Source organism: Carboxydothermus pertinax, from assembly GCF_001950255.1.
GTDB classification, from domain to species: Bacteria; Bacillota; Z-2901; order Carboxydothermales; family Carboxydothermaceae; genus Carboxydothermus; species Carboxydothermus pertinax.
This window is the reverse complement of the sequence record NZ_BDJK01000003.1, coordinates 153014-173577: the sequence shown is the minus strand read 5'-3', so window position 1 is coordinate 173577 and position 20564 is coordinate 153014. Positions and strand designations below refer to the sequence as shown.

Below are 20564 nucleotides of genomic sequence, written 5' to 3'. Positions count from 1 at the left end.
TACCTGGCCTTGGTCCAGTTATCTGCGCCGGTATTATTGCTGAAATTGGTGATATCCACCGTTTCCCTAATGATTCAGCTTTAGCTAAATTTGCCGGCTTAACTTGGCGTGAGCATCAGTCTGGTGAATTTGAAGCTGATACTACGCCACTTACTAAAACCGGTAACGCTTATTTGCGTTATTACTTAATTCAGGCTGCTAATTCTGTTCGTCAGTACGAGCCTGAATACCGTGAGTTCTACTCCCGTAAATTCCGGGAAAGCAAAACTCACTATCATCGCCGGGCTTTAGTCCTTACCGCACGTAAATTAGTGCGTATGGTTGATGCTCTGCTGCGCAGCAACCAACTCTATCTGCCCAAGGGGCAAAGGAGGAATCTTGCTTAATATTTTTTAAATCCTAATTTCCATTTTTGTTGCTTGTTTCCATATTGCTTGGATTCAGGACGGTTTTCTATTGCCTTTTTTAAGTCTTAACTTCGAAAATTTTTGACCTCATGGTCTTGACATATTACCGTAGGTCTTAATTTTAATATACCAACAAAAAATCCGCTTCCCGGTAAGGTTAGCGGATTATAAACAACAAAACTTTCTATCCCCTCCCTTCGCCGCGAAGGTAAGAAAGAGTAACTCCAACGGGCAGGTTTCCTGGCTTCCGGCTCATCACCTCTTTTAGCCTTCCCATCCGTTTAGACAGTGGCATTTTTAAAAGAGGCTCCCCGAGTACAGTGGCGGGCCCGCGCCGTTTACGGAATTACCGTCCGGCTTCCCCTTTAACCCTTTTAGGGGCACCCGTAGAGTACCGTATTTACTTTTCATAAAAGCAGTATTCGCTCAAATTTTCTTAATTCCTTTTTTGTGAAAAATGTATTTAAGAAAAATCTTTTAACCGGTCGTAATTTATAATCTCAATACTCCGACCCTCGGCCCGTATTACACCAATCCGCTTAAATTCGTTAATAATGCGGCTTGCCGTTTCCCGGGAAACCCCGGCTAAGCTTGCTATTTCCTGCTGGGAGAGATTAATTACGGGACCGTAACGTAAAAGGACGCTACAAACCCTAGCTAAACTATCTTTTAAAGCCAACTCCTTAATTTTCTGGTTAGCTAAATCCAAGCGGTACAAAAGTACTTTTATGAGGTTTACGGCAATTTCTCCTCGCCTTTTTAAAAGGCTTTCCATCTCGGGATTGGGAATTACTAATACCTCCGCCGGCTCTAAAACTTCTGCCGTTGCTGGATAAGGCCTTTTAGAAAACAAAACAACTTCGGCAAAAATATCCCCCGGCTCTACATAATGAAGGATGTGTTCCCGCCCTTCCCGGTCTTCTTTGTAGAGCTTAATGCGGCCGCTTTTTAAAAAATAAACCGCCGTACCCGGATCCCCTTCGGAAAACAAAATTTGTCCTTTTTTTAAACGTCTTGCATACAGAAGATTGCCAATTTCCTTTAACTCCTCGGTTGAAAGCTCGCCGAAAAGGGGGATTTTTTTTAACACTTCCCAGTTTTCCATTGCTACCCCGCTACCACAATATTAATTAATTTTTCCGGTACTATAATTACTTTAATAATTTTTTTCCCGGCGGTCAATTCTTTAATTTTTGGCGCATTTAAAGCCATAGCTTTTAATTGTTCTTCCCCGGCACCCCGCGGCACCATTACCCTGTCTTTTACTTTACCGTTAATCTGTAAAACAATTTCTATTTCCTCGGTTAACAGAGCCTTTTCCTCATATTGCGGCCAGCGCTCTAAGTGGACGCTTTGCCTGTTTCCCAGGGCCTCCCATAATTCTTCTGCAATATGGGGAGCAAAAGGCGAAAGGAGGATTACCAGTTTATTTAAAGTTTCTTTCAAAAGACCCGGGTTGATTTCGCCCTCTTTATACTGGTAAAGGCCGTTTACCAGTTCCATGATAGCGGAAATAGCGGTATTGAAATTAAAACGTTCTTCAATATCCTCGGTTACTTTTTTAATGGTAGCATGTAAAAGGCGATTTAATTCTTTATCTTTAGCTGTAAATTCTAAAAGTTCATCGGAAATCCGGTCTTTGGTCTGGTAAATTAGCCGCCACACCCGGTTTAAAAAGCGAAAGCTTCCTTCTACCCCCTGGTCGCTCCATTCCAAATCCCGTTCCGGCGGTGCAGCAAAAAGTATAAACAGCCGGGCAGTATCGGCCCCGTACTTTTCGACAATTTCTTCGGGACTTACCACATTCCCTTTGGATTTACTCATCTTGGCCCCATCTTTTAACACCATGCCCTGGGTTAACAGATTGGTAAACGGCTCATCCACCGGCACCAGCCCTAAATCGTAAAGAACCTTAGTGAAGAAGCGAGAGTACAAAAGGTGTAAGATAGCATGCTCCACCCCACCGATATACTGGTCCACCGGCAGCCACCTCTCGACCTTGTCTTTACTCCAGGGGCGTTCTTTATCCCGGGGAGAAGTATAGCGAAAATAATACCAGGACGAACAAATAAAAGTATCCATTGTATCCGTTTCCCTGGTAGCGGGTCCACCGCACTCAGGACAGGTGGTATTTAAAAATTCCGGTACATATTTTAAGGGACTTTCCCCGGTAGGACGAAATTCTACATTGTATGGCAAAACTACCGGTAGCTGGTCCTCGGGAACAGGCACAATTCCGCACTTCTCACAATAGATAATTGGAATCGGAGCACCCCAGTACCTCTGCCGGGATATTAGCCAGTCCCGCAACCGGTAATTTACCCTAAATTTACCAAAGCCACGTTTTTCTGCTTCTTCGGTAATTATGTGGATTGCCTCCCGATTAGGTAATCCGGTAAACTCTCCGGAGTTTACCAGAACCCCTTCTCCAGTATAGGCTTCCGCTAGCTCCTCGGCTTTTAATTCTTGCCCCGGAGGAGTTATTACCACTTTTATGGGTAAATTGTATTTTTTGGCAAACAAGAAGTCCCGCTGATCGTGCGCCGGCACCCCCATAACCGCACCCGTTCCATACTCAACCAGAACGTAGTTCGCTATAAGGATGGGAATTTCTTCACCGGTAAAGGGGTTTATGGCATAAGCTCCTGTGAAAACCCCTTCTTTTTCAGCAGTCTCGGCAGTTCTTTCAATTTCCGAAAGATACATCATTTTCCGTCTAAACTCTTTCACAGCACCAGCAAAAGGTGTTCCCGCTGAAATCCTTTCCACTAAAGGATGTTCCGGCGCCAACACCATATAGGTTACCCCAAAAATAGTATCGGGCCGGGTGGTAAAGACCGAAATAGTTTCACCGTGACCTTTTATTTTAAAAACAATTTCTGCCCCCTTGGATTTACCAATCCAGTTGGCCTGCATGATTTTTACTTTTTCCGGCCAGCCGTCTAATTTTTCTATATCCTGTAATAATCTTTCAGCATAAGCGGTAATTTTAAAGAACCACTGTTCCAATTCTTTTTTCTCCACCCGGGAATGGCAGCGCTCGCACTCTCCATCCACTACTTGTTCATTAGCAAGAACCGTCTGACAGCCAGGACACCAGTTTACCGGAGCCTTTTTCTTATAAGCAAGCCCTTTTTTGTAAAACTGTAAAAACAACCACTGGGTCCAGCGATAATACTCCGGATGGCAGGTAGCTACTTCCCGCCGCCAGTCGTAAGAAATACCTAACTCCTTTAACTGCCGTCTCATATTGGCAATATTATCCCAGGTCCAATCGGCCGGATGGATATTACCATGTTTTATCGCCGCATTTTCCGCCGGAAGGCCAAAAGCATCCCAGCCCATAGGATGTAACACAGCATAACCCTGCATCCGCTTATACCGGGCTACTACATCACCAATGGAATAATTGCGAACATGGCCCATGTGGAGCTTCCCGGAAGGATACGGAAACATTTCCAAACAGTAATATTTAGGTTTTTCCGAAAAATCATCCACTTCGTAAAGTTTTAATTCCTCCCATTTTTTCTGCCACTTCGGCTCAATAGTCTTAAAATCATACCTCTCTTGCATATTCTCCCTCCAGTAGGTAGAAATAACAAAAAACTCCTCGCCATCCCCTAAGGGACGGGAGGAGTACTTTCCCGCGGTACCACCCTAATTGACAAGAATATAATAATGGTGGAGCTGGCGGGGATCGAACCCGCGACCTCTTCCATGCCAAGGAAGCGCGCTCCCACTGCGCTACAGCCCCACATTCTTGCCCACTTGTTTTGGATAACGGAACCGTCCGGCCAGAAGTACCTATCCCCCTGGCAACTCCGAGGCGAGTTCACTGTTTGGAGGCTGCAGCCTTGCACCATCCGGCTGCTCTCTTTAAGCCGCAAAACAGTTACTGCTCCTCTTCACCGTTTTTTACATTGCTAGTCACATGAGAAATTATATATAAATCATTAAACTTTGTCAACCATATCGTGCCGGTAATTTTCGGCTGTCCGCCACAATCTTTCCAAATCGTAAAATTCCCGCTCCTCTTCTACAAACACATGCACTACCAGGTCCCCATAATCCATTAAAACCCAGCGGGCTGCATTTTTCCCTTCGATACGAAAAGGAGTTAAGCCGATTTCCGATAGTTTTTCTTCAATGTTATCGACAATCGCTTTTACCTGAATGGTAGAATTGGCCGAAACTATTAAAAAGTAATCGCAAATTGGTGTTAAAGAAGAAACATCTAAAAGGCTTAAATTAAATCCTTTTTTATCCAAAGCGGCATCCATTGCAAAATTTATATGTTGAGGTAAAACTTTTTCCAAAAAAACACCTCCCTTAAACTTCTTTTTATATTATAGCTAAATACTATCTTTTTTTGCTACTTCTTCCCGAAAATAGTTTAAAACCAAGGTTGTCCGGGAATCAACCGTTTTATTTTTTTTCGTTAAATATTCTAAAGTATTTTCCAGGGCTAAAAGCATCCCCCGTTTTAGGTCCTGAAAAGAGACAATTAAAAGGTTTTGCCTTTGGGCAAAGTTTCGCCCCGGTTCAATTAAATCCGCTAAAAAAATAATCATATCCAAATCGGTCATGCCAACTGCCCCCAGGGTATGACGGGAAACTGCGTTAAAAATCTCTTCATCGTAAATCCTCAACATATCCCGGATAAAATATGCTCCCGCAGGAGCGTGAAGCACTACGGTGTTTAATTTATCTTCCGGGGTTATGTCGTATCCTTTGTCCTTTAAAAAAGCAATCATTCTTTCCGCCGGCCATTCCCGAGCTATATCATGGGCAATCCCCGCCAGAAAAGCTTTTTCTTTTTTGGCCGGAAGGTGTTTCTTAGCAAGATAAAAAGCGGTACGCGCTACCCCTAAGGAATGACTCAATCTATCTTCCGAAAGGTTTTCCTGTAAAAGCTGTAGAAATCTTTTCACTCCCATCCCCCCTAAACTGGAAAAAACCCCCGCAAAATCGGGGGTTAGCCATTTCGCTCTCGGGCTTCGCTAACTACCAGTTCCCGTCCTTCAACTTTCTTCCCATTTAATCCCGCCACAAATTTTTCCGCATCTTCGTCCCGTACTTCAATAAAGCCGTAACCTTTGGAACGACCGCTATCTCTTTCTATAATAACCCGGGCTCCTAACACTTCCCCAAATTCCGAAGCAATTTCCTGTAACTGCTCTGACCGGATTTTCCAGGGCAAATTCCCTACATACAATGTTTTGGTCATCTAAAACCACCTTCGCTTCATACTTATTTTATTTTTATTATTAACCGGTCACAGCAGTTCATACCGAGTTTAACGATACAAATTATTTGCAACAATATACTCATATACCTCTACTGGTATTAAATGGGAATAGGGAAGATTTTCCCTGATTCTCTGCCGGATTAAAGAACTGGAAATGCCAATTGCCGGCATTTCCGCAACCATGATCCGGGCCTGATATTGGTTTTTAAGGTACTCTACCTGCTTTAAAAAAACTTCCCCGGGAACACCCGGACGGGCTACTGCAATTAAAGGGATCATCGTCAAAAGTTCTTCGCCTCTGTACCATCCGGTAATTTCCAAAAGGCCATCGGCACCGGTAATGAAGTAAAGTTCATCATGGGGATAAAGTAATTTTAACTCCTCTACGGTATCAAAAGTATACGAAGGCTTGTCCCGCAAAAATTCAATATTACTCACTGAAAACTCCGGATATTTTTTTAAAGCCAACCGTAACATTTGAAAGCGATGCTGTTCACTTATTACTCCCTCTTTTTTATGGGGGGGGATTTTTGCCGGAATAAACAGAATCTTATCTAACCCCGCCTGCCACAAAACTTCCCGCGCCAGTACCAGGTGTCCAAGATGCACCGGATTAAAGCTTCCCCCAAAAATTCCTATTTTGGCTCCGGCCATAACCTGTCCTCCGGATTTTGCAGCTGTTTTTTCATATACTTAACCACCAGCTCATCTAAAGCCTGGCTTAAACTGTACACTTCCGCATCCCGAAAATCTTTTTTCTGCTCATACAGTTCCACAAGCTTTTCTCGCTCTTTTTGGATTTTGGCCCAAATTTGTTTCATTACATCACCCCATTCACACAAGGCAATACTATTCGACCAAAAGTTTAATTTTCCTGCTTATATTTTTATTTTTTCTTATTTTTTCTCTATGGTAAAATCAAGCTAGTAAAACTAATTTTTCGTTGTATATGCCAAAAAGGAGGATTTTATGCTTAAAGAAATTTTAAAAGAAAAAATAAAAAAGATGCCTCTTACTTTTCGTGATTTTATGGAACTTGCCTTATATCATCCGGACTACGGATATTATATCCGAAAAGTAAGCCTTGGAAAAGCTGGGGATTTTTATACTGCCCCAATTTTAAGTAAGAGCTTTGGTTATACTCTGGGAAAATACATCTTTAACCTCAACCAAACTTATGGCATACCCTTAACGCTGTTAGAATTTGGTGCTGGAACCGGGAAAATGGCTCAAGATATTTTAGGTTGGTTTGCTGCTCAAGGGCTTTTCCCGGAATATCACATTCTTGAAATAAGCGCTCATTTAAGAGAAGTCCAAAGAAAAAATCTTGAACGCCAGCAAAACCAGATAAGACATCTTCCGGAATTTCCCCAAAATTTTTCGGGAATAATCATTGCCAATGAAGTAGTAGACGCGTTTCCCGTCCACCGGGTAATTTACCAAAAGGGAATTTTTCAGGAAATTTACGTAGGGGTTGATGATAACGGTAAATTTTTTACCTACCCATCCCGGCTTTCTTCCCCCGAAATCGAGTTATACCTGAAAGAAGCCAACATATCCCCCGTTGAAGGACAGATTTTCGACGTAAACTTGGAGGCAGGTAAATGGCTGAAAGAAATTTACCAAAAACTTAACCGCGGAGCATTAATTATTTTCGACTACGGCTATACCACTGAAGAACTCTACCATCCTGCCCGTAGGCAAGGCACTTTAACTTCCTTTTCCCGCCACCGTCAGCAAGACCCGTTAGAAAATCCAGGCAACCAGGACATTACCGCTCACGTTGATTTTGGGATGCTCCGGAAAAAAGCTAAAACATTAGGTTTTAAAGAAGAGTTGTATTTAAGCCAGGGAGAATTTTTAATGCAAGCGGGAATTATGGAGTTTGTAAAACGGGATGACCTTATCCAGACCTTGGAAAGCTACCAGGAAACTTTAAAAATAAAAAAATTAATCCTCCCCCCAATGGGAGAGGTATTCAAAGTTTTGGTGTTACTGAAAAATTAGTTTTTAAAGAGATAATCCCGAGGTTAAAAGTAAAAACACTGTCAGGCCAATTAGCACCACTACCGTTACCCATCCCACTAAATTGTTGAAAAATTTATTTTTAAATTCGCCCATGACCTCAACATTGTTAACAATTAACATCATGCAGATCAAAACTACCGGCAAAAGGATCCCGTTCAAAATTTGGGTCCAAAGGGTAATGGTAATTAAGGGAGCATTGGGAATTAAAATAATCCCCACGGCAATGACAATAATTGCCGTAAATAATGTGTAAAACTCCGGCGCCTCCTGGAACGATTTGTCAATACCAGCTTCAAAACCAAAAGCTTCACAAACATAAAAAGCTGTGGAAAGCGGTAAAATGATCGCCGCAAATACTGCAGAAATAAATAAGCCAAAAGCAAAAACGTAAGATGCTAACGGCCCTGCAAAGGGCTTTAAGGCCAAAGCAGCATCTTTAGCTTCATCAATTTTAATATGATTGGGATACAAAGTTGCCGCACAAGCAATAATAATGGCCGCAGCCACAACAATCGTGGCAACCCCCCCCAGGATTACATCCCAAATACTGTACTTGTAATCCTCAATTCTCAAGCCTTTTTCAATTACCGCCGATTGCATATAAAACTGCATCCAGGGAGCCACCGTTGTCCCAATTATGCCAATCACCAAGGAAATGTAGCCAGCGTCAAATTTCACCGAAGGCTTTAAAAAACCCTGGACGATTTCCGCCGGTGAAGGTTTAGCCATAACCGCAGAGATTACATAGCTTAAAAGAAACAAACTAAATACCAAAAAGATTTTTTCCGCCATCCGGTAGTTTCCTTTAACCACTATAATCCAAATAACCACCGCAATTAACGGTACTGTAAGATATTTACTTAAACCAAAAATTTGCAGACTCCCGGCAACCCCAGCAAACTCTGTAGCCGTATTACCAATATCCGCTAAAAGTAAAAATAAAAAAATAAAAAAAGTGGTTTTAACTCCAGTATTCTCCCGAATTAAATCAGCTAAACCTTTGCCGGTATAAATCCCCATGCGAGCATTCATTTCCTGGACTACCACTAAAACAATGAAAGCAGGAATTAACGTCCATAAAATTTTATAACCATAGGTCGCTCCGGCCACCGAATAAGTAGTAATTCCCCCCGGATCGTTATCCACGCTTCCGGTAATAATTCCAGGCCCCAAAATTGCTAAAAAAATTAATAAGTTCCGCAAAAAAAGTGGATAATGCTTTTTTTTGGCCATGTTGGTTTCCCCCTTTTTTAGTAGGGTTTGCGCTTCCTTTGGACCGTAATAATTTCGTAAACTAGGTCATTTAACAAGACAACACCCAGCAACTTTTTTTCTCCATTGATCACAGGAATGGCCAGTAAATCGTATTTAGACACAACTTCTACTAACTTTTTTAAATTATCGGTGTCGTAAACAAAAATTATTTGCTTATTCATAATTTCCGCCAGGGGGGTATCAGGCTCAGCAATTACCAGGTCCCTTAGAGAAACTATGCCACTTAGACGATTAGCATTATCAACCACATAAAGGTAATAAATAGTATCGGAAGGCGGTTTCAGCCGCCGCAATTCGTTAATTGTTTGTTCCACGGAAAAATCGGTTTTAAAAGCTATAAATTCCGTGGTCATAAGGCTTCCCACGGTATTTTCGGGATATCCCATTAATTCTTTGACTTCCTGGGACAGTTCTTTTTCCATCTCATTTAAAATTTGTTCAGCTTTTTCGCCCCGAATTTCGTCAAGGATATCCGCAATTTCATCGGCAGGCATTTTTTCTAAAAGATCCGCCGCTTTTTCCAGCGGCAAGCTTTCTAAAACATTTCTTTGGGCTTCAGCATTTAATTCTTCTAAAACTACCGCTGCTTTATTTTCATCAAGGGTAGTAAAAACCGCCATTTGAGTAATTTTATCCAACTCTTCAATAATATCGGCTAAATCTGAAGGATGGAGGGTTGCTAGTTTAGAATAAGTCGTGGAAAGCTTTAAATCCGAACGGGGGGAAACTATCGGTTCCACTTCATCCCATAAAATAAATTTCGAATTAATCCTTTTCCCAAAAGGCTTTAAAAATCTTTTAATTGGCTTGGCCAGCCCCAGGCGCCTTAAAATCCCTTCCACGCCTATATCCACCGCTACCACGTAAACTCCCGTGGCTAAATTGGCCAGCCGGATGTCGTTAACCCGAACCACTTTTCGTCCGTTGATGTCAACGATTTGCTTATCTAAAATATGTTTAACAAGCATAATCTTATCTTCTTTAAGTAATTCGATTTCTACAACGTTTTTGGCTTTTAAGACATATTGTCCCTTTTCCTTATAGATTTCCACCTGGGAAAAATCTAAAAAGCATTCATTCTTTCCCTTTTTATAAACTGCAGCTATTACTAATGGCTTGATTTCCTTGGCATCAATCACCAGGTCTTTAAGCTTACCCAGGTTTTTCCCATCTTCAGTCCAAATTTTATTCCCGATAATTCGACTAAGGTAAAAGCTCGTTACTGTAACCACCTGTACATCCCTCCATTTTTAGTATTTTTTACATGGAGGGATGTAAAAATTTATCTACCTGAAAAAGCTTTTATCCTCATCCCTCCATGAAATTTAGTTTTTCGCCCTGCTCTCGGAACAGGATCCATTGAATTCTCAACCCCTTTTACCCAAAATGCCAAAATAAAAAGCTTTCACCCCAAAGCTTTAAACGAGGCGAAAGCCAACCAAGCTTCCATTCACACCTCGTACAAGCTTTAGCACTACACGGCATTAAAGCTACACTAGGTTAAGCCTTGTTTTCGGCCAAACCTGTTCGCCAGCTAAGATTGTCTCCAATCTGTCGCGGCAGTAGCCTATATCCCTGTAGGAGCCTCGCCTACCGAGATCAACTTATTAAATTCTTCACATGCTTTTATTGTAATACAATATACATATTTGTCAAGTCTTTTACCCCTGTTTTCGGGGCCAGCAATCATTAAAAAACCTTTACCTTAACCAATTCTACCCTTTCTGAATAAGATGGTTATGTCTTATACAAGGAAGGTTTTTAAAAAAAAATGCATCTTTTTATCTTCCCTTTTAATTGCCTTTTCCGCAAATCTCGATAGTATCCTCGTAGGCTTGGCTTTTGGCTTAAAAAAAAAGTAAAAGTTGGTTGGGGGAAAGCCTCATAATTGCAGAGATTACTTTAATAGGTACAATTTTTTTCTGGTATAGGAACCTTACCCCGCCTAAGCGCGAATTTGCCCGGTCCCGTATATAACGTACTTGGTAGTAGTTAATTCTTTGAGGCCCATGGGACCCCGGGCATGAAGCTTCTGGGTAGAAATCCCAATCTCCGCCCCAAAACCAAACTCAAAGCCATCGGTAAAACGAGTAGAGGCGTTGACGTAAACCGCCGCCGCATCCACTTCCTCGGTAAACCTTTTGGCTTTAAAATAGTCATTGGTAACAATTGCTTCCGAATGGCCCGAACCGTATTTCGCAATATGGGCTATTGCTTCATCTAAATCCCGAACCACCCGCACCGCCAAGATAAGGTCTAAAAATTCCGTGTAGTAATCTTCTTCTGTTGCCGGTAAGGCGTCGGGAATATACCGGCGGGTTACCTCACACCCCCTAATTTCCACCCCATTTTCTTTTAAGGCCTTTCCAATTTGGGGTAGGAAGACCGGAGCAATTTTTTCGTGCACCAGCAGGGTTTCCATAGCGTTACATACCGCCGGCCGCTGGCATTTGGCATTAATGATTATCCTTTCAGCCATTTCCAGGTCCGCTTCTTCTTCCACGTAAACGTGGCAGTTACCTACTCCCGTTTCAATTACCGGAACCGTACTGTTATCCACCACCGTTTTAATTAAACCGGCACCACCCCGGGGAATTAACACATCCAAATAGCCATTCAGCCGCATTAAATAGTTAGCCGCATCCCGGCTGGTGGTTTTAATCATCCCCACGGCCCCTTCGGGAATTCCCTCGCTCTTCAAGGCATCCTCCATAAGCTCCACTAAAGCGAGATTTGAATTAAAAGCTTCTTTTCCTCCCCGTAAGATTACTGCATTTCCTGCTTTAAGGCACAAAGCCGCTGCATCTACGGTTACGTTGGGCCGGGATTCATAAATAATCCCTACCACCCCCAGGGGTACCCGCACCTGACCAATTACAAGGCCATTGGGTCGGCGGGTCATTCCGAGAACTTCACCAACGGGGTCGGGAAGTTTGGCTACCTGCCTTACCCCTTCCGCCATATCCAAAATCCTTTTCTCGTTTAACGTAAGCCTTTCAATAAAAGCCGGCGATAGACCGCCTTTTTTCGCTTCTGCCAAATCTTTTTGGTTTTCCTTTAAAATTTTTTCAATGTTGTCCTCAAGGTATTGGGCAATTTTGAGGAGCGCCCGGTTTTTTTGCTCGGTACTTAGCTTGGAAAGTTTTTTCGAAGCTTCCTTTGCTTTCTTAGCTAAATTTAACACTTCTTCCATCATGCCATCCTCCTCAGTCCACCAGCACCAAACTATCCCGGTGAATAATTTCGTCATAATCCTTATGGCCTAAAACGTCAGCTATTTCCCAGGAATGAAGTCCCTTAATTTTTAAAATATCCTGAGCCGCATAATTGGTAAGCCCTTTAGCAATCACCCGGCCCTTTAAATTTTTAATCACAACTATAGCTCCTGCCGGAAATTCTCCTTCCACTCCCAGCACTCCCGAAGGCAAAAGACTCTTTCCTCCACTGCAAAGGGCTTCTTCAGCTCCCAAATCAACTATGATACTTCCCTGCACTCTTGCCCCGGATAACAGCCACTGCTTTTTCCAGTGCTTTTTCTTTTTGGGATAAAAAAGAGTTCCAACCTCTTCCCCTCTTAAAATTCGCCGCAAATTGCCATAATCTGCCCGGGCAATTACCAGAGGTATCCCTGCATTTACTGCTGTTTTCGCCGCCTCTATTTTGGTCTCCATCCCGCCGGTACCAACTGCCGTCCCGCTTCCCCCGGCCAGCTTTTCGATTTCCTCATTAATTTCCAAAACCTCAGGAATAAAACGGGCATTACTATTCTTCCTGGGGTCAGCGGTATACAAGCCATCAATATCGGAAAGGAGCACTAAAAGGTCAGCTTCCACCAGTACCGCCACCCGGGCCGATAAAGTATCGTTATCCCCAAAGCGGATTTCCTCCACCGCTACGGTATCATTTTCGTTAACCACCGGCACAACGTTGTAATTTAAAAGAGCACGGAAAGTATGTTTGGCGTTCAAAAAACGCTTTCTTACCGCCAAATCTTCCCCGGTTAAGAGGACCTGGGCCGCAACTACCTGGTATTCGGAAAAAAATTTTTCGTATAAATGCATTAATACCCCCTGGCCTACCGCAGCACATGCTTGTTTTTCCGGCAAATTTTTCGGCTTTTCTGGAAGGGCAAGCCTTCCCATTCCGGCAGCTATTGCCCCGGAAGATACAATAATTACTTCGAATCCTGCATTTTTTAAATCGGCACATTCCCTTACAAAACGCTCCATGGCCGCAAGGTTAATTTTCCCCGTCTCGGGGTGGGTCAAGGACGAAGAACCGATTTTTACAACCAGCCGGCGGACATTTTTTAATATTTCGCGCATTGTTAACTCACTCCGTTACCCGGCATTTTTGGCCTCCGGTTATTTCTAAAAGCCTTGATACCGTTATCGGGACCGCCGAATTGGGAGAACCAGCCGCAGCATAAACTACCGGAAAACGCTCCAAAGATTCATCGATTAATATCGGAAGAGGCTTTTTTAAAGCAAAAGGACAAACCCCGCCGGGCTTAAAGCCGGTTAACTCCTCCACTTCTTCCGCCCGGGCTAAACGCATTTTCTCCCCCGTTATTGCTTTTAACTTTTTAAAATCAAGCTTTACATCCCCTGCAGCTACTACTAAAACCGCTTTGCTTTTGCCAACAGCCACAATGGTTTTGGCAATAGCCCCCACTTCCACACCTAAAGCCTTTGCCGCCAAAGGAGCGGTGCTGGTGTCGGCCTCTAAAATAATAACCTCAACCGGGGGGTTTTGCCGTTGCAAAAACTCTTTAACTCTTAGAAGAGCATCCATTTTTTCCTCCAGTTAAATCCTTTTTGCCAAAACTATACCTTAATTTACCGTTTATTTCAACCATACTTTTAATTTTTCCCTTTTTCCTCTAAAATAATTTTTAAAAATTTTTCCCGAAATTTTTGGTCGGCATAGTCTCTAATATCCCTTTTTAATTGTTCATATTGGGCTATTAATTTTTGGGCATCATTTGTTAAGGTAATGCCGCCGTTTCTTCCTCGACTGCTTTCCACCAGTTTAATCCCTAAAAGCTTCTCTGTTGCTTTAATTTTGCCCCAGGCTGCCCGGTACGAAAGACCAAGCTTTTCCGCCGAGGCCTTTAAAGAACCGAGCTCTAAAGCCGTTTTTAAGATTAAATACCGTCCTTCCCCAAAAACTACTTTTCCACCTTCATCAATCCAGATTTTTGTTTTAACTTTCATTATCCTACTCCTCCAGTAATAATTTTAAATAGTTATCTTCCAAGGTTTGATAATTAATTTTTAAGAACTCTTCCTTATCTAAGTCAAATTTAATTTCCCCCTCTTTTAAATACCAAAACCGCTTACCCCAGGTTAAAAGTTCCTTTAAATCGTGGCTCACATAAATTAAAAGGCGCCTCTTGTCCTGGTTTAAATAATTTTCCAGATATTTATTAAGTTCTTTCTTCGTAAGAGCATCGATCCCGTTAAACGGCTCATCTAAAAATAAATATCGCGGCTCATAAATTAAAGTTCTAAGTAAATTAACTTTTTGCTTTTCGCCCCCGGATAAAGCCTGGGGGTTTTTCTTTAAGAGTGGTTCTAAATTATATTTTTCGGTAAACTCCCGTAGCTTTTTTTTAATTATCTTTGCGGAAACCTTTCTAAGTTTTAAGGGCAGTACTAAATTTTCTTCCACACTACCCCGAAAAAAATACGGCTCCTGCATTAAATAACCAATAGGCCAGCTGCTATCTAGGCTTTCATAAAAAACCGCATCACTACTTTCCGGTTCAATTAAGGCAAGGCTTCTTAGCAAAGTTGACTTTCCGGAGCCGTTAGGTCCAAAAAGACCAATTCTCTCGCCTTCGACCGCCTCCAGCTTATCAATCTGCAATATTTGCTTTTTGCCCCGAAAAACTCGTAAATTTTGTATCTTAACCATTATTAATAACCCTTTCTCTGCCAGTAAGTAAGTATCCCCACTACACTAAAAGAAATTACCATTAAAATAAGGCTTAACCCAATGGCCAGACCAAAATTTCCCCGGCCAACTTCCAGTAAAATTGAGGTAGTCAAGACTCGAGTCTCCTGATAGATATTGCCTCCCACCATAATAGAAGCCCCAACTTCGGAAATAGCAGCGCCAAAGCCGGCAATCACCGCTGCTAATAACCCTAGCCGCACTTCTTTTAATAGCAGGTAAAGCTGCTGCTTACGGCTTGCCCCTAAAGCTTTGACCTGACGGAAAAAACTCTCGGAAATTTGGCTAAAAGCCACAGCGGTAAAGACTATTACTTCCGGTAAAGCAATACAAAACTGGGCTAAAATCATCGCTTTTGGAGTATACAAAAGGTTTAAGTTTCCCAGAGGGCCGCTTCGCCATAAAAACAAAGTAAGCCAAAGGCCTACCACCACCGGCGGCAGGCCTAAAAGAGCATTAAAGATTCCAAGAATTATTTTCTGACCCCAAAATTTTTTACGACCTAAAAAAGCACCTAGCGGTAAACCCACAATTGCCGCTAACAAAGTTGCCGTTAGGCTTACTTTTAAAGTAAGATGTAAAATTTGGTAAAGTTCCGGGTCTCCATTTAAAATTAAACGAATACTTTCTTTAATCCCTTCCCAGATAAATTCCATAAATCCCTCCTATTTATGCGCATCAGGAATAAATAACGATTGACCGTACAAATTTTTCTTAAATTCGCTTATTTCTTTTTGGACCTCCGGGCTTAACAAAAATTCAGCAAACTTTTTGGCCCCTTCATAATTTACCTTGGGATATTTTTTGGGGTTTACTAACATTACGTGATAATAATTTATAAGTCCCGGGTCTTTTTCCCGGATCAGCGCCAGGTCAATCTTCCCTTTATAAGCAAGGTATGTACCCCGGTCGGTTAAAGAATACCCCTGTTTTTCCGAAGCAAGCTGCAAGCACGCTCCCATGCCCACCCCTGCTTCCTTGTACCATGATTGTCCTTTGGGATTTAGCCCAGCAGCTTTCCAGAGGCTTTTTTCTTTTTTATCGGTCCCGGAATCATCTCCCCGGGAGATAAAAAGGGCCTTTTTCTCATAAATCCGCTTTAAAGCTTCGTTTAAATCTTTAGCCGATTTCACCCCTGCCGGGTCATTTTTAGGACCTACAATAATAAAATCATTATGCATTACCGGTTGCCGGTCAATCACATACCCTTTGGCTACCAGGGCCTCTTCATCTTTCGGCGCGTGGGTTAAAAGAACATCCGCTTCCCCCTTTTCCCCCATTTTCAGGGCCTGGCCGGTGCCCACCGCCACAATTTTAAGTTTGTAACCGGTTTTTTGCTCAAATTCCGGCTTTAACTGGTCTAAAAGACCGGTATCCACCGTGCTGGTGGTGGTAGCCAAGATCACTTCAGGATTTTTGGGGGTAGTGGTTTTAGCTGGGGTTGCCCCTTTTTCCTGGCAACCAGCGGCTCCAAAAATTAGCAAAAAAAACAAACTTAACAAGACAAAAATCCGCTTCATTTTAAGCACCTCCAAATTTATTATGTCTTTTTTGATATATTATTCGCTAAAAAAAGCAAAATTCCTCCTAAAAACTTAGGAATTTTTACAATCCCTCCTGCTGTAAATATTACTACAATTTTTACTTTTACTGCCAATAAAAAATACAGATCCTTAAAAATTCTGTATTTTTTAAATGATTTTGTACTGTATTTCACATGTAGGACGGGAAATATTGTTTAAAAGCACATTTAATGTTAAAATTAAAACTGACCAATGGGTCAAATCTCAGGAGAGGATGGTTCCCTTGGCAAAAGAAAAAACCGAAAAAAAATATTTTGGTCTTAGCCAAAACGCTTTTTTATTTGGTTTTATCAGCATGTTAAACGATTTTGCCAGCGAACTTACTATTAGAACCCTTCCCCTTTATTTATCTTCAGTCTTAGGAGTTAAAACGGAAATCATCGGTTTAATCGAAGGTATTGCCGATACCACCTCTACCCTTTTAAAACTTATCTCCGGATATTTATCGGACTTTTTTAAAAAAAGAAAGGCTTTGGTCTTTTTAGGCTATGCCCTCTCCAACCTTTCCCGACCCTTTCTTTTTTGGGCCACCACCTGGCCAATTACTCTTATTATCCGTTTTTTGGACAGGGTAGGTAAAGGCATTCGTACGTCCCCCAAAGATGCCTTAATTGCCGATTCCACCGAACCGGAAAATTTAGGACGGGCTTTTGGTTTTAACCGGGCCTTGGACCCTTTCGGAGCGGTGTTAGCTTTATTTGTCGCCGCCGCCCTCCTTTACTGGGGGAAAACAAACACTACTACCATGACCCGGGAGGTCTTTCAAAGGCTAATTATTTTATCTACTATTCCCGGCTTTTTTGTCTTATTTCTCTTAGCTTTTTTTATTAGGGAAATACCTCCTAAAGGAAAGGAAATTAAAAAACTCTCCCTGTCCTTAAGAGGGTTCGACCAACGGTTTAAAAAGTTTTTAGTTGTGTTAATTTTATTTACTCTTGGAAACTCATCCGATGCTTTTTTAATTTTAAAGGCTAAAACGGCAGGCATGACCGTGGTTGAAATCTTTGTTATGTTAGGATTTTTTAATTTAATTAGCGTTTTAGTATCTTATCCGGCAGGAATTCTTTCAGATAAAATCGGACGTCTTAAACTTATTGCTGGCGGTTGGATAGTTTACGCCCTATTGTATTTGGGATTCGCACTAGCCAGTACTCCCCAAGTTTTTGCCTTATTGTATATTCTCTACGGCGCCTATTACGGAATTACCGAAGGAGTAGAAAAAGCAATGGTTGCCGATTTAGTGCCATCGGAAAAGCGGGCATCGGCCTATGGACTTTATAATGCGGCCGTCGGCATCTCTGCCCTTCCAGCAAGCTTAATTGCCGGTTTTTTATGGGATAAATTTAGTCCCGCTCATGCCTTTTTCTTCGGAAGCTTGCTGGCTCTTCTGGCGGTAGTACTGTTACCCTGGGCGCTTAGGGGGGGAGTTAGAAAGTAGACGAAAAACGAAAAGGTTGGGGAGAATCCCTTTTTGCCTCCGTCTATATTTCCCGGAACACTGCGACTCCGCCTAACACTTGACCTAAAGGATTGATAATTGGTGAGGTCGAAACCCCGAGCGTTATTTTTTCTTCCACGCGGGTAAAAATTGTTTTATAGCGTTTTATCACTTTCCCTTCTTTAATGGTTGATAAAAGCGGGCAGTTATTTTCACAAAGGCATTTGCCCTGGTCGTTTAAAGGAAAGTTCATTACTTCATAGCAGCTTTTATTTAAAACTTCTTTTTTACTTTTTCCGGTAATCTCTTCTGCCGCTTTGTTCCAGTAAATGATTTTCCGCTTTTTATTGGTCACAAACACCCCATCATTAATGTTATCCAAAATATCTAGGGCATACTTGCGGACAGTAGTAATGCTCATTAATGCCACCTCAACAAAATTATATCACTGTTCTAAATTTTTAGTTTAATTATTTTCCAATAACTATAAATATTTTTTATGTTAAAATCCCCGTCACGCGCTTTTATCCTGCCGCAAATAATCGATACTCCTCAAAAAACGCCAAAGACTTTTAGTCATCCAACCCCTCAGTTTCATTCACAAAATAAAACTCAAATTTTCCAATTCGAACTAAATCCCCCGGCTTCGCCCCGGCATTTTTTAATTGCTCTTCAAGACCTACACGCTCAAAAGCCCGCTGCAGGCGGTCTACGGCTTCTTCATTATTAAGATTGGTCATAGCAACTAAACGTTCAATTTTTTTTCCTCGAACCACAAACTCTCCATCAATTTTTTCCACAATAAACCCTTCTTCGGGCTGTTCCTTGAATACCTTTGGAACCTCTTGTTCCAAACTTTCCCCGGGTAATGTTGCTAAAATTTCCCAAAGACGATAGATAAGTGATTTTATCCCTTCTCCGGTTAATGCAGAAATGGGATAAATTTCGTATCGTTCCTTTACATGCTGTCTTAATTTTTCTAAGTTTTCTTGAGCCGTGGCAGTATCCATTTTATTGGCCGCAATTATTAGTGGTTTTTTTAGAAGCTTTTCACTATACAAGCCAAGCTCTTTTAATAAAGCCTCAAAATCAGCTACCGGCTCCCGACCCTCTAAGCCACTCATATCCAAAACCATTAACAATACCCGCGTGCGTTCAATATGCCGTAAAAACTGTTGACCCAGACCTACTCCTGCATGGGCACCCTCAATTAAGCCGGGTATATCGGCCATAACAAAACTTTGACCCTCGCCCACCTCCACTACTCCCAAGTTAGGAGTAAGGGTCGTAAAAGGATAATCGGCAATTTTGGGACGGGCCTCACTAACTCTGGAAATTAAGGTGGACTTGCCCGCATTGGGATAACCTACTAAGCCTACGTCCGCTAAAAGCTTTAATTCTAAAATTAGCCAGCGTTCTTCTCCCGGCTCCCCCAGTTCAGCAAATCGTGGCGCCTGACGGGTAGAACTTACAAAATGGGAATTACCTCGCCCACCGCGCCCTCCTTTAGCAACCACTACTTCCTGCCCATGCTCGGTGATATCGGCAATTATCTCTCCAGTAGCTTCATCTTTTACTAAAGTCCCCACCGGCACCCGGATATAGAGATTTTCCCCGGCCCTGCCATGGCGGTTACTGCCTTTACCATGTTCCCCCCTTGGGGCTTTATAATGTCTTTTATAGCGAAAATCGAGAAGAGTATTTAACCCTTCATCTCCTATTAAAATCACACTACCACCGCGTCCCCCATCCCCGCCATCAGGGCCGCCATTGGGCACATATTTTTCCCGGCGAAAGGACATACAGCCGTTTCCACCATCTCCAGCTTTTACATAAATTTTTGCTATGTCATAAAACATTGTTGTAACCTCCCTATAATGCTCCCTGGATTAAAAGGTTATCACCAATTAAAAGCTCAATTTTCGAAAAATCATCTATTATTATTTTTACCTCTTTTTTGGCACCGGAAGTGTTTAAAAGGTCCCAGTTTTCTAAAACAAAGCGCTCCACTTTTTGCCCCAAGTCTTTATTATATTGTACCCTTTTAGCAATAGAAATGGTCAGGGTAGCTTCCACACTATCCAGCAAATAATAAAGATCAGTAAGAATTAATGCTGTTTTTGGGTCAAATAGACGAAAATATTCCTGGCGTTTACGGATATCATGGCTAATTCGGTCAATATACTCCAGCACTTTATCGTATTTACCCAGCTGAAAGAAACCCTTAAGAATTTGCAGGTGGTTTAAAAAATCGTGCCGCTCCCGGCGGATAATTTTTACTTCTCTTTCCATTTTATCATCTCACTCGTAAAAATTTTTCTCAATAAAAATTAAACCAGCCCTTTGCGGCTGGTTTAATTGCAACATTTTGGGGATAAACGCTCACTTGCTTTTTGTTTCTTCCTTTACGCTCAAAAACAACGTAGCCGTCAATCTTGGCAAATAAAGTGTCGTCACCGCCAATACCTACGTTGTTGCCAGGATGAAACTTGGTTCCCCTTTGCCGTACTAAAATACTCCCGGCGGTAACAAACTGCCCGGCATATCTTTTAACACCTAGGCGTTTTGCTTTAGAATCGCGACCGTTTTTTGAACTACCAACACCTTTTTTATGTGCCATTTAACTC

23 protein-coding genes, 1 tRNA gene and 2 riboswitches are annotated in these 20564 nt (G+C 42.0%); of the genes, 3 read left to right on the top strand and 21 right to left on the bottom strand.

Features of this window, described 5'->3' with window-relative positions; genetic code table 11:
- Positions 1-386, top strand: a 386-nt coding sequence (locus cpu_RS01150) for a transposase (protein WP_143299291.1), incomplete at its 5' end; no start/stop codon positions are given.
- A 234-nt stretch (positions 387-620) separates the two neighbouring features.
- Positions 621-810: riboswitch (cobalamin riboswitch) on the bottom strand.
- A 60-nt stretch (positions 811-870) separates the two neighbouring features.
- On the opposite strand, the gene cpu_RS01145 is transcribed toward cpu_RS01150, so the two are convergent.
- The 8 genes from cpu_RS01145 to cpu_RS01110 form a co-directional block, all read right to left on the bottom strand.
- On the bottom strand, positions 871-1512 hold the full coding sequence (locus cpu_RS01145) for a Crp/Fnr family transcriptional regulator (protein ID WP_075858156.1): 642 nt from the start codon (positions 1510-1512) through the stop codon (positions 871-873).
- Between the two features lie 2 nt (positions 1513-1514).
- A complete protein-coding gene (gene leuS / locus cpu_RS01140; RefSeq protein WP_075858155.1) occupies positions 1515-3980 on the bottom strand; it encodes a leucine--tRNA ligase in 2466 nt (821 codons plus the stop codon).
- Positions 3981-4086: 106 nt separating this feature from the next.
- Positions 4087-4161, bottom strand: a tRNA-Ala gene (locus cpu_RS01135).
- A gap of 199 nt (positions 4162-4360) precedes the next feature.
- On the bottom strand, positions 4361-4723 hold the full coding sequence (gene rsfS / locus cpu_RS01130) for a ribosome silencing factor (RefSeq protein WP_234970160.1): 363 nt from the start codon (positions 4721-4723) through the stop codon (positions 4361-4363).
- 36 nt (positions 4724-4759) lie between these two features.
- Entirely contained in the window at positions 4760-5338 is a 579-nt protein-coding gene (yqeK, locus tag cpu_RS01125) for a bis(5'-nucleosyl)-tetraphosphatase (symmetrical) YqeK (protein ID WP_159433958.1), read from the bottom strand.
- A 44-nt stretch (positions 5339-5382) separates the two neighbouring features.
- Positions 5383-5634, bottom strand: a complete 252-nt coding sequence (locus cpu_RS01120; protein WP_075858153.1) for an RNA recognition motif domain-containing protein — start codon at positions 5632-5634, stop codon at positions 5383-5385.
- Positions 5635-5703: 69 nt separating this feature from the next.
- Positions 5704-6309, bottom strand: a complete 606-nt coding sequence (gene nadD / locus cpu_RS01115) for a nicotinate-nucleotide adenylyltransferase (protein ID WP_075858152.1) — start codon at positions 6307-6309, stop codon at positions 5704-5706.
- Positions 6291-6476 carry an aspartyl-phosphate phosphatase Spo0E family protein gene (locus tag cpu_RS01110; RefSeq protein WP_075858151.1) on the bottom strand — a complete coding sequence of 62 codons (186 nt, stop codon included), beginning with the start codon at positions 6474-6476 and terminating at the stop codon, positions 6291-6293. The genes nadD and cpu_RS01110 overlap by 19 nt, the downstream gene beginning before the upstream one ends.
- Positions 6477-6624: 148 nt before the next feature.
- Between cpu_RS01110 and cpu_RS01105 the strand changes: the two genes are divergently transcribed.
- Positions 6625-7662 carry a class I SAM-dependent methyltransferase gene (locus cpu_RS01105; protein WP_075858150.1) on the top strand — a complete coding sequence of 346 codons (1038 nt, stop codon included), beginning with the start codon at positions 6625-6627 and terminating at the stop codon, positions 7660-7662.
- A 3-nt stretch (positions 7663-7665) separates the two neighbouring features.
- Here the strand turns inward: cpu_RS01105 and cpu_RS01100 are convergent, their stop codons facing one another.
- From cpu_RS01100 to cpu_RS01060, 9 genes are all read right to left on the bottom strand, one after another.
- The gene (locus cpu_RS01100; protein ID WP_075858149.1) at positions 7666-8916 is read right to left on the bottom strand and encodes an Nramp family divalent metal transporter; all 1251 of its coding nucleotides are present in this window, start codon (positions 8914-8916) and stop codon (positions 7666-7668) included.
- A gap of 17 nt (positions 8917-8933) precedes the next feature.
- Complete coding sequence (locus cpu_RS01095) at positions 8934-10190, bottom strand: magnesium transporter MgtE N-terminal domain-containing protein (RefSeq protein WP_075858148.1); 1257 nt, start codon at positions 10188-10190, stop codon at positions 8934-8936.
- 212 nt (positions 10191-10402) lie between these two features.
- A riboswitch (M-box (ykoK) riboswitch) is annotated at positions 10403-10563 on the bottom strand.
- Positions 10564-10903: 340 nt separating this feature from the next.
- Positions 10904-12151 carry a glutamate-5-semialdehyde dehydrogenase gene (locus cpu_RS01090; RefSeq protein ID WP_077177097.1) on the bottom strand — a complete coding sequence of 416 codons (1248 nt, stop codon included), beginning with the start codon at positions 12149-12151 and terminating at the stop codon, positions 10904-10906.
- Positions 12152-12164: 13 nt separating this feature from the next.
- Positions 12165-13283 carry a glutamate 5-kinase gene (proB, locus tag cpu_RS01085; protein WP_075858146.1) on the bottom strand — a complete coding sequence of 373 codons (1119 nt, stop codon included), beginning with the start codon at positions 13281-13283 and terminating at the stop codon, positions 12165-12167.
- Positions 13284-13290: 7 nt separating this feature from the next.
- Positions 13291-13752 carry a YbaK/EbsC family protein gene (locus cpu_RS01080; protein ID WP_075858145.1) on the bottom strand — a complete coding sequence of 154 codons (462 nt, stop codon included), beginning with the start codon at positions 13750-13752 and terminating at the stop codon, positions 13291-13293.
- Positions 13753-13820: 68 nt separating this feature from the next.
- The gene (locus cpu_RS01075) at positions 13821-14174 is read right to left on the bottom strand and encodes a winged helix-turn-helix domain-containing protein (RefSeq protein ID WP_075858144.1); all 354 of its coding nucleotides are present in this window, start codon (positions 14172-14174) and stop codon (positions 13821-13823) included.
- A gap of 4 nt (positions 14175-14178) precedes the next feature.
- A complete protein-coding gene (locus cpu_RS01070) occupies positions 14179-14877 on the bottom strand; it encodes an ABC transporter ATP-binding protein (protein WP_075858143.1) in 699 nt (232 codons plus the stop codon).
- A 2-nt stretch (positions 14878-14879) separates the two neighbouring features.
- Positions 14880-15572 carry an ABC transporter permease gene (locus cpu_RS01065; protein ID WP_075858142.1) on the bottom strand — a complete coding sequence of 231 codons (693 nt, stop codon included), beginning with the start codon at positions 15570-15572 and terminating at the stop codon, positions 14880-14882.
- A gap of 9 nt (positions 15573-15581) precedes the next feature.
- Positions 15582-16436: an ABC transporter substrate-binding protein gene (locus tag cpu_RS01060; RefSeq protein ID WP_075858141.1), complete on the bottom strand. Its 855-nt coding sequence runs from the start codon at positions 16434-16436 to the stop codon at positions 15582-15584.
- A gap of 214 nt (positions 16437-16650) precedes the next feature.
- On the opposite strand from cpu_RS01060, the gene cpu_RS01055 reads away from it, so the two are divergent.
- Entirely contained in the window at positions 16651-17937 is a 1287-nt protein-coding gene (locus tag cpu_RS01055) for an MFS transporter (protein WP_234970159.1), read from the top strand.
- A gap of 43 nt (positions 17938-17980) precedes the next feature.
- On the opposite strand, the gene cpu_RS01050 is transcribed toward cpu_RS01055, so the two are convergent.
- From cpu_RS01050 to rpmA, 4 genes are all read right to left on the bottom strand, one after another.
- Entirely contained in the window at positions 17981-18358 is a 378-nt protein-coding gene (locus cpu_RS01050; protein ID WP_075858139.1) for a PAS domain-containing protein, read from the bottom strand.
- Between the two features lie 151 nt (positions 18359-18509).
- Positions 18510-19796 (bottom strand): GTPase ObgE, encoded by a 1287-nt coding sequence (gene obgE / locus cpu_RS01045; protein ID WP_075858138.1) that lies wholly within the window; start codon positions 19794-19796, stop codon positions 18510-18512.
- A gap of 13 nt (positions 19797-19809) precedes the next feature.
- A complete protein-coding gene (locus cpu_RS01040) occupies positions 19810-20229 on the bottom strand; it encodes a Spo0B domain-containing protein (RefSeq protein WP_075858137.1) in 420 nt (139 codons plus the stop codon).
- Positions 20230-20257: 28 nt separating this feature from the next.
- Positions 20258-20557 carry a 50S ribosomal protein L27 gene (gene rpmA / locus cpu_RS01035; RefSeq protein WP_075858136.1) on the bottom strand — a complete coding sequence of 100 codons (300 nt, stop codon included), beginning with the start codon at positions 20555-20557 and terminating at the stop codon, positions 20258-20260.
- Positions 20558-20564 lie beyond the last annotated feature (7 nt).